General features: G+C 61.7%; 13 protein-coding genes. 7 read left to right on the top strand and 6 right to left on the bottom strand.

Features of this window, described 5'->3' with window-relative positions; genetic code table 11:
• Positions 1 to 139: 139 nt before the first annotated feature.
• On the top strand, positions 140 to 2,449 hold the full coding sequence (locus ACKWRH_RS30710) for a xanthine dehydrogenase family protein molybdopterin-binding subunit (protein ID WP_445216560.1): 2,310 nt from the start codon (positions 140 to 142) through the stop codon (positions 2,447 to 2,449).
• Between the two features lie 131 nt (positions 2,450 to 2,580).
• The gene (locus tag ACKWRH_RS30705; protein WP_445216559.1) at positions 2,581 to 3,027 is read left to right on the top strand and encodes a c-type cytochrome; all 447 of its coding nucleotides are present in this window, start codon (positions 2,581 to 2,583) and stop codon (positions 3,025 to 3,027) included.
• A 134-nt stretch (positions 3,028 to 3,161) separates the two neighbouring features.
• Here the strand turns inward: ACKWRH_RS30705 and ACKWRH_RS30700 are convergent, their stop codons facing one another.
• The gene (locus ACKWRH_RS30700; RefSeq protein WP_445216558.1) at positions 3,162 to 3,440 is read right to left on the bottom strand and encodes a hypothetical protein; all 279 of its coding nucleotides are present in this window, start codon (positions 3,438 to 3,440) and stop codon (positions 3,162 to 3,164) included.
• A 369-nt stretch (positions 3,441 to 3,809) separates the two neighbouring features.
• Between ACKWRH_RS30700 and ACKWRH_RS30695 the strand changes: the two genes are divergently transcribed.
• Positions 3,810 to 5,093 (top strand): cystathionine gamma-synthase family protein, encoded by a 1,284-nt coding sequence (locus ACKWRH_RS30695; protein ID WP_445216557.1) that lies wholly within the window; start codon positions 3,810 to 3,812, stop codon positions 5,091 to 5,093.
• Positions 5,094 to 5,220: 127 nt separating this feature from the next.
• On the opposite strand, the gene ACKWRH_RS30690 is transcribed toward ACKWRH_RS30695, so the two are convergent.
• Complete coding sequence (locus ACKWRH_RS30690; protein ID WP_445216556.1) at positions 5,221 to 5,472, bottom strand: DUF1127 domain-containing protein; 252 nt, start codon at positions 5,470 to 5,472, stop codon at positions 5,221 to 5,223.
• 170 nt (positions 5,473 to 5,642) lie between these two features.
• On the opposite strand from ACKWRH_RS30690, the gene ACKWRH_RS30685 reads away from it, so the two are divergent.
• Positions 5,643 to 7,211: a winged helix-turn-helix domain-containing tetratricopeptide repeat protein gene (locus ACKWRH_RS30685; RefSeq protein WP_445216555.1), complete on the top strand. Its 1,569-nt coding sequence runs from the start codon at positions 5,643 to 5,645 to the stop codon at positions 7,209 to 7,211.
• A gap of 90 nt (positions 7,212 to 7,301) precedes the next feature.
• On the opposite strand, the gene ACKWRH_RS30680 is transcribed toward ACKWRH_RS30685, so the two are convergent.
• Entirely contained in the window at positions 7,302 to 7,718 is a 417-nt protein-coding gene (locus ACKWRH_RS30680; protein WP_445216554.1) for a CHRD domain-containing protein, read from the bottom strand.
• Between the two features lie 153 nt (positions 7,719 to 7,871).
• Here ACKWRH_RS30680 and ACKWRH_RS30675 point away from each other — a divergent pair, with 153 nt between their 5' ends.
• The gene (locus ACKWRH_RS30675; RefSeq protein ID WP_445216553.1) at positions 7,872 to 8,801 is read left to right on the top strand and encodes a c-type cytochrome; all 930 of its coding nucleotides are present in this window, start codon (positions 7,872 to 7,874) and stop codon (positions 8,799 to 8,801) included.
• Between the two features lies 1 nt (position 8,802).
• On the opposite strand, the gene ACKWRH_RS30670 is transcribed toward ACKWRH_RS30675, so the two are convergent.
• From ACKWRH_RS30670 to ACKWRH_RS30660, 3 genes are all read right to left on the bottom strand, one after another.
• Complete coding sequence (locus ACKWRH_RS30670; RefSeq protein ID WP_445216552.1) at positions 8,803 to 10,368, bottom strand: alpha/beta hydrolase; 1,566 nt, start codon at positions 10,366 to 10,368, stop codon at positions 8,803 to 8,805.
• A 148-nt stretch (positions 10,369 to 10,516) separates the two neighbouring features.
• On the bottom strand, positions 10,517 to 11,551 hold the full coding sequence (gene ypfJ / locus ACKWRH_RS30665; RefSeq protein WP_445216551.1) for a KPN_02809 family neutral zinc metallopeptidase: 1,035 nt from the start codon (positions 11,549 to 11,551) through the stop codon (positions 10,517 to 10,519).
• Positions 11,552 to 11,929: 378 nt separating this feature from the next.
• Entirely contained in the window at positions 11,930 to 12,175 is a 246-nt protein-coding gene (locus ACKWRH_RS30660) for an Lrp/AsnC ligand binding domain-containing protein (protein WP_014493934.1), read from the bottom strand.
• Between the two features lie 154 nt (positions 12,176 to 12,329).
• Here ACKWRH_RS30660 and thiD point away from each other — a divergent pair, with 154 nt between their 5' ends.
• Positions 12,330 to 13,130 carry a bifunctional hydroxymethylpyrimidine kinase/phosphomethylpyrimidine kinase gene (gene thiD, locus ACKWRH_RS30655; protein WP_445216550.1) on the top strand — a complete coding sequence of 267 codons (801 nt, stop codon included), beginning with the start codon at positions 12,330 to 12,332 and terminating at the stop codon, positions 13,128 to 13,130.
• A gap of 228 nt (positions 13,131 to 13,358) precedes the next feature.
• A complete protein-coding gene (locus tag ACKWRH_RS30650; RefSeq protein ID WP_028159777.1) occupies positions 13,359 to 14,171 on the top strand; it encodes a UDP-2,3-diacylglucosamine diphosphatase in 813 nt (270 codons plus the stop codon).
• The last annotated feature ends 3 nt before the right edge of the window (positions 14,172 to 14,174 follow it).

The raw sequence follows: 14,174 nt of genomic DNA, 5'->3' as shown, positions 1-14,174 counted from the left end.
GGCGTTTTCGTCGCATCCCGCTCTGACAGGCGAGGCACCAGGCGAGCCTGCGCGGCCTGTGCACGCCTAAAGCCGTTTGCCTTGCCACTTTTTCCACGGCAATATGCCCGCAAAACAACCATGAGGACGGGATAAGAAAATGGCGGCTCCCATCAAGTTCGGCGTTGGCCAAAGCGTGCTGCGCAAGGAGGATGACGCGCTCATCCGCGGCAAGGGCCGCTATACCGACGATTATGCGCCGCAGGCCGCGCTTCGCTGCCTGATGCTGCGCTCGCCGCACGCGCATGCCAAGTACACCATCGATGCGAGCCGGGCTCGCACGCTGCCGGGCGTTGCGCTGATCCTGACCGCCGATGATGTGAAGGATCTCGGCAATCTGCCCTGCCTGTTCAACCTCGAGACCGATCCGTTCACCGGCCCGCCTTACCCGATCCTCGCCAAGGACGAGGTGCGCCATGTCGGTGATTCCATCGCCTTCGTGGTCGCCGAGACCATCGACCAGGCCCGCGACGCGATCGAGGCGATCGAGGTCAAATGGAGCCCGCTGCCGGCGGTGACCGGCGTCGTCAACGCGGTCAAGAAGGGCGCGCCGCAGGTCTGGCCGGACAAGGCCGGCAATGTGCTGTTCGACGTCTCGATCGGCGACAAGGCGGCGACCGAAGCTGCCTTTGCGAAGGCGCATGCGGTCGCCGAAATCAACATCGTCAATCCGCGCGTGGTCGCGAGCTTCATGGAGGCGCGCGCGGCGGTCTGCGAATACGACGCCAAGCGCGATCATCTGACGCTGACGGTCGGCAGCCAGGGCAGCCATCGCCTGCGCGACATCCTCTGCCAGAACGTGCTCAACATCCCGACCGAGAAAATGCGGGTGATCTGCCCCGACGTCGGCGGCGGGTTCGGCACGAAGCTGTTTCCGTACCGCGAATACGCCTTGATGGCGGTCGCTGCGCGGCAGCTCAAGAAAGCAGTGAAATGGGCGGCCGATCGCACCGAGCACTTCATGGGCGACGCGCAGGGCCGCGACAACGTCACCACCGCCAAGATGGCGCTGGCCGAGGACGGCAAATTCCTCGCGATGGATTGCGACCTGATGGGCGACATGGGCGCGTATCTGTCGACGTTCGGCCCCTACATTCCGCATGGCGGCGCCGGCATGCTGCCGGGCCTCTACGACATCCAGGCCTTCCACTGCCGGGTGCGCACCATCTTCACCAACAGCGTGCCGGTCGACGCCTATCGCGGCGCGGGTCGTCCCGAAGCGGCCTATGTGATCGAACGCCTGGTGGACGCCTGCGCGCGAAAACTCGACATGACGCCGGACGCCATCCGCCGCAAGAATTTCATTCCGCCGAAGGCGCTGCCCTACAAGACGGCCACGGGCAAGGTCTATGATTCCGGCGACTTCGCCGCGCATCTCAAGCGCGCGATGGAGATCGGCGAGTGGAAGGAGTTTCCGAAGCGCGCCAAGGCGGCCAAGAAGAATGGTCTGATCCGCGGCATTGGCCTTGCGAGCTATGTCGAGATCTGCGGCGTGATGGGCGAGGAGACCGCCAATGTGCGGCTCGATCCCAGCGGCGACGTCACCGTCCTGATCGGCACGCAGTCGAGCGGGCAGGGCCACCAGACGGCTTATGCGCAGATCGTCGCCGAGCAGTTCGGCTTGCCCCCGGAGCGCGTGCACGTGCGCCAGGGCGACACCGACGAGATCGCCACGGGGCTCGGCACCGGCGGCTCGGCCTCGATTCCGTCAGGCGGCGTCAGCGTCGAGCGCGCCACGCGTGAGCTCGGGCAAAAGCTGAAGGAGATCGCGGCGCAGGCGCTGGAAGCCAGTGCCGGCGACCTCGAGCTCTCCGACGGCGTGGTGCGGATTGCCGGCACCGACCGTTCGATGTCGTTCGCCGATCTCGCCAAGCGCGGGAGCGCCGATCCGTCGAAGCTTAACGGCAGCGCGACCTTTGCCAGCGCCGACGGCACCTATCCGAACGGCACGCATCTGGCGGAAGTCGAGATCGATCCGGCGACCGGCATCATCAAGATCGTCAACTACGTGATCGTCGACGATTTCGGCAAGACGCTCAATCCGCTGCTTTTGGCGGGCCAGGTGCATGGCGGCGCCATGCAGGGCATCGGCCAGGCGCTGATGGAGCAGGTGGTCTACGGCGCCACTGACGGGCAGCTCATCACCGCGACCTTCATGGACTACGCGCTGCCGCGCGCGGCTGATGGTCCGGACTTCGTGTTCGAGACCAGCAACGTTCCCTGCACGACCAATCCGCTGGGCGTGAAAGGGGCGGGCGAGGCCGGCGCGATCGGCTCCTGTCCGGCCGTCGTCAACGCCATCGTCGACGGGCTCTGGCGCGAATACAAGATCGACCACATCGACATGCCGGCCACCCCGGAGCGGGTGTGGATCGCCATCAACGAGCACCACCGCCGCCACAGCCTTTAATCTCGAGCTCGATCAAATAATCCAAAGTGCGACGATCTATCGCCGCGCTTTGGATGGAATGAACTCTGCCAAACGGTGTTGGCCCAATGTGGGGTCAGCACGATCCTGTCTCAGGGAAGGGGATTTTGCGAATGAAGCGAATGTTGGTTGTTGGCGGCGCGCTGCTGCTCGGCATGGGCGCGGTTTGGGCGCAGCAGGACTCCGTCAAGGAGGTCCAGACCCTCATGAAGGGCAACGGCAAGAACGCCGGCGCGGTCGCGGCGATCGTCAAGGGTGAGAAGCCTTACGACCAGGCCACGGTGGACAGCGCGCTGGCGCAGTTCGCGGATACGGCCAAGAAGCTGCCGAACCTGTTTCCGACGAGCGCAAAGGGCCAGAAGCCCGAGGGCGACTACAGCGCCTCGCCGAAGATCTGGGAGGACAGGGCCGGCTTCGACGCCAAGATCGCAAGCTTCGCCAAGGTCGTCGGCGAGGCCAAGGGCAAGATCAAGGACCTCGATTCGCTCAAGGCGACTTTTCCCGCGGTCGGCAAGGAATGCGGCGGCTGCCACGAGACCTTTCGTGTGAAGAACAGCTGACGCGGAGCCGGCAAAAAGTGAGGGCGGATGCGCACGGCATCCGCCCTTTTTGCGTTGTGCGCGCGCGCCTCGGTTGACTCGTACGCCTTTTCGGTCGGACGCGCATCCGGGCGGATCGAAGGCGAGCGTATTGCTCAGCCGGCTCCCGAAGCTTTTCGAGCGGCAGGCTTGCGAGTCTCTTTTTCGAATAACCACCCCAAAGCCTTGGCCGGGTTCAACCAGCGCACCTCATCGATCTGTTCGGCGAGCGTCAGCGCATGAACGGTCAGTACCTCAATGTCCTGAGGATTGACGTCCGCCTTTTCCAGCACGTGTATGCACCGGTTGATCGCCGCCAGATCGAGCTGAAGTTGCTCGACACTTGAGTTGTGATGTTTGGCCCCCACGACTTTCCATGGTCTTCTTGCGCGCACTTTTTTCTCCCCATACGCGGTCACGCCTTCGTGAGTGCTGTTTGTGGCGGCAACACGAAAATGGAGGGACGGAATCGGGGATGTTTGCGGGCGGCCCGTCAAAGGTAGGGCCGCGGCGGGGGAGGCTCGGACCATTGTGTTGAGGTGCCTCGGTTACCGAGGCATCGATTCGTCGAACCACACCAAAGGCAAAATTTGTTTGCGAGGCCCGGCTGATCGCTGTCGGGGCGCCGCGTATGAGCTTATCTTCAACCGCAGCCGCTGCGACGTTGATGAGAGCTGTCGGATGCAGGCGCATCCGAGTGCTGTGCTTCGATCGCAGAGTTCCAATACGCGGCGAGAATCTGAATCAAAACAGCGAGGCAGGCCATGGTCAAACCGTTCCCGTCGAAGACGCACATCGGCAACCATATGCTGCATCCTGAAACGCTGATGCTGACCTATGGCTACGATCCGCAATTGTCGGAAGGCGCCATCAAGCCGCCGGTGTTCCTGACCTCCACCTTCGTGTTCAAGACGGCCGATGACGGGCAGGACTTCTTCGATTTCGTCGCCGGCCGGCGCGAGCCGCCGGAAGGGATGGGCGCGGGGCTGGTCTATTCACGCTTCAACCACCCCAACAGCGAAATCGTCGAGGACAGGCTCGCGATCTACGAGCGCACCGAGAGCTGTGCGCTGTTCTCATCCGGCATGGCGGCCATTGCAACCACGATCCTGGCGTTCGTCCGCCCCGGCGACGTCATCCTGCACTCCCAGCCGCTCTATGGCGGGACGGAAACCCTGCTGACGAACACGCTTGCGCGCCTGTCGATCGGCGCCGTCGGCTTCGCCGATGGCGTTGATGAAGCGGCGGTCAGCCAGGCCTCGGAGGAGGCCATGCGCAAGGGCCGGGTCTCGATGATTCTGATCGAAACTCCGGCCAACCCGACCAACGGGCTGGTCGACGTCGCGATGATGCGCCGCGTCGCCGAAGTCATTGGAAAGACCCAGGGACACGTTCCGATCATCGCCTGCGACAATACGCTGCTCGGGCCGGTGTTTCAGCGGCCGATCGAGCATGGCGCGGACATTTCCCTGTACTCGCTCACGAAATATGTCGGCGGTCATTCGGACCTGATCGCGGGGGCCGCGCTCGGCGCGAAGGCGATCGTGAAGGGCATCAAAGCGCTCCGGGGCGCCATCGGCACCCAGCTCGATCCGCATTCCTGCTGGATGATCAACCGCTCGCTCGAGACGCTGAGCCTGCGCATGGAGAAGGCCGACAGCAACGCGCGCCTCGTGGCGGACTATTTGCGCGATCACCCCAAGGTGGCCAAGGTTCACTATCTCGGCCATCTCGAGGAGGCTTCGCCGGCCGGAATGGTGTTCGCGCGGCAATGCCTGGGGGCGGGCTCCACCTTCTCGTTCGACATCGTCGGCGGCAAGGACGCGGCGGTGAAATTCCTCAACGCGCTGCAAATCCTCAAGCTGGCGGTGAGTCTTGGCGGAACGGAGTCGCTTGCGAGCCTGCCTGCAACCATGACCCATTCCGGCGTTCCCGCCGACATCCGCCGGAAAATCGGCGTCCTCGATTCCACGATCCGGCTGTCGATCGGTATCGAAAACCCGACGGACCTGATCGCCGACCTCACACAGGCGCTGAACGCGGCTTGAAGGCGTAGCCCCGACATTGCCGAACCCAGGCAACGCAATGAGGTCGGCCATGCGGCCGCCCGCGCGAGCCAAGGTGCCAAGCCGTTGGTCAGGCTGGTATCTCCTGGCAGGTCGAATGGCTCCGGACTTACACTCCGCGCGAATGTCTCACGATGTCTCGCGGGTCGATATCGCGGCTGGCGGTAACGTAGTCGATCTCGCCGCGCGTCGTGCCGATGTCCATCAACTCCCGGTCACTCAAGCCGGACAACGTGCCGCGCAATCTCTGGCGATCGCGACGTGCCTGAAAGACATCCCAGTACTTCCGGATCAGGCTGCGGACATGCCGGGACGATATGGACGCCCGTTCCGGCCACATTGTACCTTGGATCAGGGTCATTGCAGTGCCCTCGGGGGGTGTTTTTCACCCCTGGAAGGTGCCCGAAGACCGACGCGCGTGCTTGACCGACAGCTTACATTTTGCCTACCGGCAGCTTATTCTTGCGACGTCCAGCGGGCCAAAAAGCCCACCCCGATCGCCCCGGAGGGCTCACCCAAGGGATTCGCGCCGTGCGCTATCTCTTTGAGGAGTATGCATTCGACGCCGGTCGGCGAGAGCTGCATCGCGGAGCGGATCGGATCTCAGTTACGCCACTGGTGTTCGATCTCCTCGATTACCTGATCCGCAACCGGGAGCGCGTCGTAGGCAAGGATGAACTCATCGATGCCATTTGGCAGGGGCGCTGCGTGTCCGATGCGGCGCTGACGACCCGCCTCAACAGTGCGCGATGCGCGATCGGGGATTCTGGCGAAGAGCAGCGGCTGATAAGAACACTGCCACGCAGAGGTTTCCGCTTCGTGGGTCAGGTCCGGGAAACGCCTGCCGCCGAGGGTGCAGCCGCCGCCGACGGCGCAGCCGAGACGCCGAAACCTGCGCTCTCGCTTCCCGACAAACCCTCGATCGCGGTCCTTCCATTCGCCAACCTGTGCCCGGATCCGGAGCAGGACTATTTTGCCGACGGTATGGTCGAGGACATCATTTCGGGACTGTCGCGTTCGAAGTCTCTCTTCGTGATCGCGCGACATTCGACTCTGGCCTACAAGGGCAGGGCGATCGACGTCAAACAGATCGGTCAGGAGCTGGGCGTTCGCTACGTGCTCGAAGGCAGTGTGCGCAAGGCCGGCAACCGAGTCCGAATTGCGGGCCAGTTGATCGACGCGGCGAGCGGCCTGCATCTCTGGACGGACCGGTTTGACAGCGAGATCGAAGATATTTTCGACTTGCAGGATCGGCTGACGGGCAGCGTCATCGGCGCAATCTCCCCGCAGCTGGAGCGCGCCGAAATCGAGCGCGCCCGACGCCAGCCGACCGACAACCTTCAGGCTTACGACTATTATCTTCGGGCATTTGCCTCCTTCTTCAAATTCACCGAGGAAGCAAGCATCGAGGCTATCGAGCTCGCAAAAACTGCCCGCGAGATCGATCCCGAATTCGCGCGTGCATACGCGCTCGGCGCCCGTTGCTATGTCCTGAGGAATGTTTTCGACTGGATCACTGATGAAGCCCATGAACGCAGTGAAGCCGCGCGGCTGGCGAGACGAGCGGTTGAACTTGACAGGAATGATCCATCGGTACTTGCCATGGCCGGACATGCTCTCGCCCAGGTCCTCGGTGAGGTCGAGGAGGGCGAATCTCACCTGACGCGAGCGATAAAACTGGACCCAAACCTCGTCATCGCACGGCATTGGAGCGGATGGGGCCAGCTCTGGCTTGGCCGCGGTGACGCCGCAGTCGAGCAGTTCAGTATTGCATTGCGTCTGAACCCGCTCCATCCGCATGGGAGCTGCAACGCCCAGACGGGTCTAGCTTACGCTTATTTCCTCGCCGGTCGCAATGAGGACGCCCTGTCCTGTGCTGCGTCAGCAGTCAGTCTGATCCCAATCTTTCCGCCTGCACTGTTCATTCTGGCAGCATGTCACGCTGCATTAGGCCACGTCGAGGACGCGCGGCGGATTTGCGCCGACGCGATCAAGCTATCTCCCAACAAGCGCATCGCCAACTACACATCGCGAATGCGTCGACCGCAAGATGCCGAAAAGCTGACGCAAGCGCTCCGGGTTGCCGGCATGCCGGAATGAGCGTGTTCAGCCACCTCGCGGCGCGCGGAATCGAAAAGGCCGGACGCTCCCTCCAGCGCCCGGCCTTCGCGTACGAAGCAGCCTTGAGGCCTACTTCGTCACCTGGCCGCGGATCTCGCCGCCCGGATTGGCCGCGGTGTGGATGTTGACGTAGAGCTTGCCGGCGAGCAGATCGGCGGCCTGCGCATCGGTCAGCGTCGCCGAGCCCTCGACCGGGCTGGAGGTCGCGTTCGGGATCGCGACCGCGACGCCGGCGTTCTTGCCGGCCTCGGCCGGCCCGTGGAAGTGGGCGGCCGTTGCCGGGCCGGACAGACCGGAATAGGTGACCTTCCAGGACAGCTTCTTGCTGGCAGCATCATAGTCCAGATCGGCGGTTCCGGTGGCGCTGGTGGTGGTCGCGGGCACCTCGGATTTGCCGTCGAGCGTTGCTTTCAGCTTTTCGGCGCCGGCGGGGGCTGCAAAAGCTGCGGCGCCCAGCGCGACCATGGCGATGACGGTCTTGTTCATGACATTCTCCCTGAGACCTCGTTGGCCTGCCAACCTTCCAACATTGGCCGTTTCAGTTTATTCCCGTTTCCGGCCGGGGCGGGCTAAATTCTTCGTGGCTGGAGCCGCGTGGACATCGGTCATAAGTTCGCGGCAAGCAATGAATGGATCTGCATGTTGCAACGAACAATTGTCGTGGCGCTGCTTGCCGCGGTCACCGCTGCGGGCGTCTATTGGTGGCTCAGCGCGCCGGTGGTGGTGACCGGTGCCGCCGCCGCGCCTGCCCATGTCCCCAATCTCGCCAATGGCGAGGTGATGTTCAACGCCGGCGGATGCGCGTCCTGCCATGCCGTCCCCGACCAGCCCGATCGCACCAGGCTCGGCGGCGGCGTCGCGATCAAGTCGCCGTTCGGAACGTTCTACGCGCCGAACATCTCCTCCGATCCGACCTACGGCATCGGCAAATGGACCGACGCCGATTTCGTCAACGCGGTCATGCACGGGGTCTCGCCGGACGGACAGCATTATTTTCCGGCGTTTCCCTACACGTCCTATCAGCACGCCAGGCGCGAGGACGTGCTCGACCTCTTCGCCTATCTGAAAACGCTGCCGCCCGTTGCAGGCAAGGTGCGTGACCACGACGTGCGCTTTCCGTTCGACATCCGGCGCAACATCGGCATCTGGAAATTCCTGTTTATGGACGGAAAGCCCTTCGTCGCCGACGGCACGAAGTCGCCGCAATGGAACCGCGGCGCCTATCTCGTCAACAGCTTCGGCCATTGCGCCGAATGCCACAGCCCGCGCAATGCGCTCGGCGGCATCATCTCCGGAGAACGCTTTGCCGGCGGACCCAATCCGGAAGGCGAGGGCTGGGTGCCCAACATCACACAGAAGCGTCTCGGCGAGTGGAGCGCGAAGGATATTGCCTATTTCCTGAAGACCGGCGAATTGCCCGACGGCGACAGCGTCGGCGGCGCGATGACGCGCGTGATCAAGAACACCTCGCAATTGCCTGACGAGGATCTCGCGGCCATGGCGGATTACATCAAGTCACTGCCGCCGGTGGACGGACCGCCGCGGCCGAAACGCAAGGAAGCCAGCTAGTCTAGGGTATGTAGCGGAAGTACGCGGCCTTTTGGGGAGGCTCAGGGAAGCCCCGGATTTCAATCAGCCGTGGTGGAGGCTTGCCTTCCATAAGTAGTATCGCAAGATCGTTAAGCACATTTCGTGTTGTGGCGAACGTGTTGTGATTTAGTCCGAACAGTTCATCTCCAATTAGACTGACATCAATCGTCCAAAGTCCAGGTAAAACAACCGGCCCGGCATCAGGTACATCTCCTGCGCGCGGGATACCTCCGGCAATACGCTTCGATAGCTGCAAGGCCTTGTCGTTCTTGGATGCGTAAAGTGTAAGCCCCTTAGTGACCTTTGCAACGCCGGAAATGTCTTGAACAAACATGTCTCGGTCCACATCGGGGGCGACCATAATCAACTGCGCGATAGCCGTGGGCGATCGTGTCGCGGCGCTATTTGATAGGGCCTCAACTGCGACCAAGTTGCCCATACTGTGAGCTATCACATCGATGTTGTCATATCCGGCTTTGTAAAGATCGTCGATCACGCGAAGAAAGGCCGCGCGCGAACCTAACGCGCTTTCTTTGTCATAGAGATAGTCCGCGATATCCCCGCGAGACGGCCATGAGAATAAGATTGTGGTGCCTCTGAACTGAAGATCCCAAGTTATCTGCGCTGCCCGGAGGACGGCGTCGCGGAATTTGGTATTGAAGCCATGGACAAACACGAGAGCCTTTTTCTTCTTCGTTGACGCTAGCGTTTTTATCCATTTCGCTTCGTCTGTTTTCTCGATGCTGCGAATAGTAAAATGCTTCGTTGGGTCAAGTGTGTCTCTTCTCAAATCAAATCCGAAGAGCTTAAGGCTCGGGGGCAATTCTATGTTTCCGATGTGGTGTCCTTCAGGCACCCGGACGCGAACGATTCCGACACTCAGATCAGGGTTGCGCTCGCCTGTGTAGCCGCTGACAGCAGTCCAGCCGTTTAAGCTGTAGACAGGAGGTCCATCGCTTGTGAATGCGGGCTGGGGATGGCCTTCGACATCGGGGGGAGTGTCCGACTGTTTGCGGTTCGTTGCATAGAAAAACTCAACGATACGTGTGTCGATTCTGGAGCCTTGAATCGCGCCGCCTTGGATATCCGGGTCTATTTTGGTGCCGCCGGGTTTAATCGTTGGCCTGATCGGGGCTGCTATCACATCAAAAGGCGCGCGCCATGGCTCATCATCTGCCAGCGTGACGGGCCTAAACCTCTCGATAGAAATCCATTGAACTGAGTTGGAATCAGTGAGGAACTTCCAGTAACTCTCATACTGTGTGTTCTGAATCAAAAAAGTCACGCTATTTGGCTCGCGCTCGCGCTCCGATGCCGATAGGCAGCCTCGTAGCCGGTCCGAAAAGCGAGCGTATCTCCCAACGAAATTTTTGGCAGCTTCCGGCTGAACAATTGCCGGCATTCGCTCTGGGGCCTTCCGCGAAAACGCTTCGCAAATTTGAAGGACGTCTCGCTCGGCGACGATCGGTTGCGCGTAGCTGCTCCCGAAGCTCGTTGCGAAAGCAATTGACCAAACAGCCAAATATTTTAACCAATTCTGGGGCACGGCACTCCCCTAAAAATGAAAATGCAAGAGACCGAGCAGGCGTTCGTCGCGGGGTTTCTCTTCGTCCAGTGGGGGCTCCCCAGCGGCCCGCTCGGTAGTATGCAGTCGTCGTCGGACATCGGCTGTTGAGAGTTGGGAAGGTCGGGCCTCATTGCCGCGCTCCAGCAAAGGTGTTGCAGCTCTTCACCAATCCAGTTGCGTAACCGACATCGAACCAATGATGGCGCTGCGCAGCGCTGCCATGAGTGAACGAGTCAGGCACTACGTACCCCAAGGCACTTTTCTGCAGGGTGTCGTTGCCTAGTGCTTCTGTCGTTCGAATTGCCGCTGCTATGTCGCTCGCGTTGATCTTCGCTTTCTCTTTAATTTTGCGCGCCCAAATGCCGGCGAGACAATCGGCCTGCAACTCGAGAAGAACTTGTAACCGGTTTCTCTCCGCCTCCGTCTCCATGCTCCCTTGAAGCTCGCGCACTTTTGGCGTAATTCCCAGCAAGTTCTGAACGTGGTGTCCGATTTCGTGGGCTATCACATAGGCCTGAGGAAGTTGACAGTCGGCGCCGCTCGAATCGCAGGCGTGAAGTTCAGTCTGCATCTCTTGGAAGAACGAAAGGTCGAGGTAGACTTTCTGATCAGCAGGACAATAGAATGGTCCCATGATTTTCTCGGCTAATCCGCAGGCTGCGTAGGTGGCGCTTGTGTACAGGACGAGACGGGGTGGCCGATAAGTTAGGCGATCGGATGCGAAGATTGCCTGCCAGACCTCCTCCGTGCTGCCCAGAACTCGCGAAACGAAGAGATACATTTTGTCGCGCGGCGCACCGGTCTGGTCGCCCGACTTCGCTGGAAGCTCGGCATAAAGCCACTTGGCTTGCGCGTCATCGCTACTCGTTGTTGCCGTGAATCCTTCACCGAATAGGCGAGCCCGCATGAAGCTGCCAATCTCGATCTGTTCAGTTTGAGCCACGCCATGACGTTGGAGCGGCTGGACGGTTATTGGCTCGTGATAGCCGACCGTCATTTCCGTCGGAGGATTAAAGACAACTGAACCCGGACTAATCTTGTCGACTTGGTTACGGAGGATGGCAGCGGGGTCTATCGGTGCTGGGCGAACTGCCCAGGCTAAGCCGCCTGTGCAAAGCACCCAGGCAGCAACTGCTATCGAAACAAGCGGTCCTTTGGGCATTGCCGGCCCCCGGCGCTCACGATCCGTGCGAAAAGAGCATTCCAGGGTTGTATGTTCAATGAAATTTCTCACACTTTGCGCGCGGCATAAGTGCACGCGATCGGGCCGCCGAATTGTTCCTCCGCGGACCTAAGCGCGTGGGCTAGGATGCAAAGGCCCCAACCACTTGGAGATTATCCGTTTTTTGACCGGACATTGGCGCGATGTCGACGCGGCCGTCATCGATGAAGCGCGTTGAGCATTGCCAGCGCGAGAGGGGGGCGAGCGCCGGATGATGTATGCGATGGTCAAAATCCGAAGAACTCACCTTGAGCACAATTGGTCCGCTGCGCTGTCTCGGAAGCGGACTTCCCATCCGGCCCTCTGTGGGTGCCCGCCCTAGCTCGCGCCAAACGCCTTGAAGGTGATGATGGTGAGGGTGTCCTGGATGCCCGGCAGCACCTGCACCTTCTCGTTGATGAAGTGGCCGATGTCGGTGTCCTTGTCGACGTAGAACTTCACCAGCAAATCGTAATGGCCGGCCGTGGAGTAGATCTCGGAGGCGATCTCGGCTTCGGCAAGCGCGTTGGCGACCGTGTAGGACTGGCCGAGCTTGCATTTGATCTGGACGAAAAAAGGAACCATTGCAGTCACTCCGAAGGCATATCTGGCGGCTAATAGGCCAAAACCGGCCGGATTTAGCAAGCAAACTTGCTGCCTTCGGGCGCAAGCGAACTTGCTGCCCCCGGGCATGCGCGCTAGGACGGACCATGGTCCCCAGGAAGCGGAAAATCGCCCCATGACGACGCCCGTGGCGCTCACCATCGCCGGCTCCGATTCGAGCGGCGGCGCCGGCATCCAGGCCGACCTGAAGACCTTTGCCGCGCTCGGCGTCTATGGCGCCTCCGCCATCACGGCCCTGACCGCGCAGAACACGCGCGGCGTCACCGGCATCCACGCGGTGCCCGCCGAATTCGTCACCGCGCAGATCGATGCCGTGTTTTCCGATCTCGAGGTCAGTGCGGTGAAGATCGGCATGGTGGCGCAGGCCGCCAGCATCGATGCGATCGCGGCGGCGCTGACGCGCTGGAAGCCTCGCCATATCGTGCTCGATCCCGTGATGGTCGCAACCTCCGGCGATCGCCTGCTCGCCGCGGAGGCGGTGGAAGCCCTGCGCAGGAAACTGATGCCGCTGGCGTCGGTGATCACGCCTAACCTGCCTGAGGCCGCGGCTCTGCTCGACGAGCCCGTCGCTGCAAGCGATGCCGAGATCGAGAGCCAGGGGCGCCGGCTGCTGGCGCTGGGCTGCCGCGGTGTCCTGATCAAGGGCGGGCACGGCGAGGGCGCCGAAAGCATCGACTATCTCGTCGAGGCCGAGAACACGATCGCGCTTGCGGCGCCGCGCGTCGCCACCCGCAACACCCACGGCACGGGGTGCTCACTGTCCTCGGCCGTCGCGGCCGGGCTTGCCAGGGGCGAGGATCTGGAGCGGGCCGTGCGGAACGCCAAGGCCTGGATCAGCGCAGCGATCGCGGCCGCCGACCGCTTCAGCGTCGGCCACGGCCACGGGCCGATCCATCATTTCCACAAATCTTACTGATCCGGGCCGCGAGCGCTCCGCCAGCGGCGCGCGGGACCGCTGCCGTTAACCTGTTCAGCCATCGGTTCCGGGGTCTTGCGGAGGCCGCTGCGGCGCCATGTCGCCTGATTGTCGCATGCGACTGATATTCGCGGGCAGGGCGAGGCAAGGTCTGATTCGTATCTGAGGGTGCCTCAAGGGTTCAATCTGTCATCCCCCTGTCACGGGACATTTGTTACAGGCTGGCGCATGGGAAGTTACGATGTGAGTGACGAGAGCCCGGAGCGGCGCTTTCGCACGTTGTTCATCTCCGACGTTCATCTCGGGGCCCGCGGTTCTCAAGCCGACCTGCTGCTCGACTTCCTGCGCTACCATGATGCCGATACGATCTATCTCGTCGGCGATATCGTCGACGGCTGGGCGCTGAAGTCGAGCTGGCACTGGCCGCAATCGCATAACGACCTGGTCCAGAAGCTGCTGCGCAAGGCGCGCAAGGGCGCCAAGGTCATCTACATCCCCGGCAATCACGACGAATTCCTGCGCAACTATTACGGCACGCATTTCGGCGGCATCGACGTGGTCGAGAACACCGTCCACACCGGCGTGGACGGCAAGCGCTACCTCGTCATCCACGGCGATATCTTCGATCTCGTGGTGCAGAACGCGCGCTGGCTCGCCCATCTCGGCGACAAGGCCTACGACTTCGCGATCCAGATGAATCGCTTCGTCAACTTCTTCCGGCGCATGTTCAAGGTGCCCTATTGGTCGCTGTCGCAATGGGCCAAGCAGAAGGTCAAGAACGCCGTCAACTATATCGGCGCGTTCGAGCAGGCGCTCGCCGCCGAGGCGCGGCGCCACGACGCCGACGGCGTGATCTGCGGCCACATCCACTATGCCGTGATCCGCGACGAAGCCGGCATCCGCTACATGAACTGCGGCGACTGGGTCGAGAGCTGCACGGCGCTGGTCGAGCATGACGACGGTCATTTCGAGATCATCACCTGGGCGGATCAGGCGCGGAAGCCGGCCCAGGTCCCGCAGGTCGCAGCCAGAGCTGCATAGCAG

It is taken from the genome of Bradyrhizobium sp. Pa8, assembly GCF_052588265.1.
This window is presented reverse-complemented; position numbering and strand designations above follow the sequence as displayed.

Excerpts from the sequence above, each read along its gene's own strand:
- ACKWRH_RS30710 (WP_445216560.1), top strand. The coding sequence starts at position 140 with ATGGCGGCTCCCATCAAGTTCGGCGTTGGCCAAAGCGTGCTGCGCAAG.
- ACKWRH_RS30695 (WP_445216557.1), top strand. The coding sequence starts at position 3,810 with ATGGTCAAACCGTTCCCGTCGAAGACGCACATCGGCAACCATATGCTG.
- ACKWRH_RS30705 (WP_445216559.1), top strand. The coding sequence starts at position 2,581 with ATGAAGCGAATGTTGGTTGTTGGCGGCGCGCTGCTGCTCGGCATGGGC.
- ACKWRH_RS30675 (WP_445216553.1), top strand. The coding sequence starts at position 7,872 with ATGTTGCAACGAACAATTGTCGTGGCGCTGCTTGCCGCGGTCACCGCT.
- ACKWRH_RS30690 (WP_445216556.1), bottom strand. The coding sequence starts at position 5,472 with ATGACCCTGATCCAAGGTACAATGTGGCCGGAACGGGCGTCCATATCG.
- thiD (WP_445216550.1), top strand. The coding sequence starts at position 12,330 with ATGACGACGCCCGTGGCGCTCACCATCGCCGGCTCCGATTCGAGCGGC.
- ACKWRH_RS30660 (WP_014493934.1), bottom strand. The coding sequence starts at position 12,175 with ATGGTTCCTTTTTTCGTCCAGATCAAATGCAAGCTCGGCCAGTCCTAC.
- ypfJ (WP_445216551.1), bottom strand. The coding sequence starts at position 11,551 with ATGCCCAAAGGACCGCTTGTTTCGATAGCAGTTGCTGCCTGGGTGCTT.
- ACKWRH_RS30680 (WP_445216554.1), bottom strand. The coding sequence starts at position 7,718 with ATGAACAAGACCGTCATCGCCATGGTCGCGCTGGGCGCCGCAGCTTTT.
- ACKWRH_RS30650 (WP_028159777.1), top strand. The coding sequence starts at position 13,359 with ATGGGAAGTTACGATGTGAGTGACGAGAGCCCGGAGCGGCGCTTTCGC.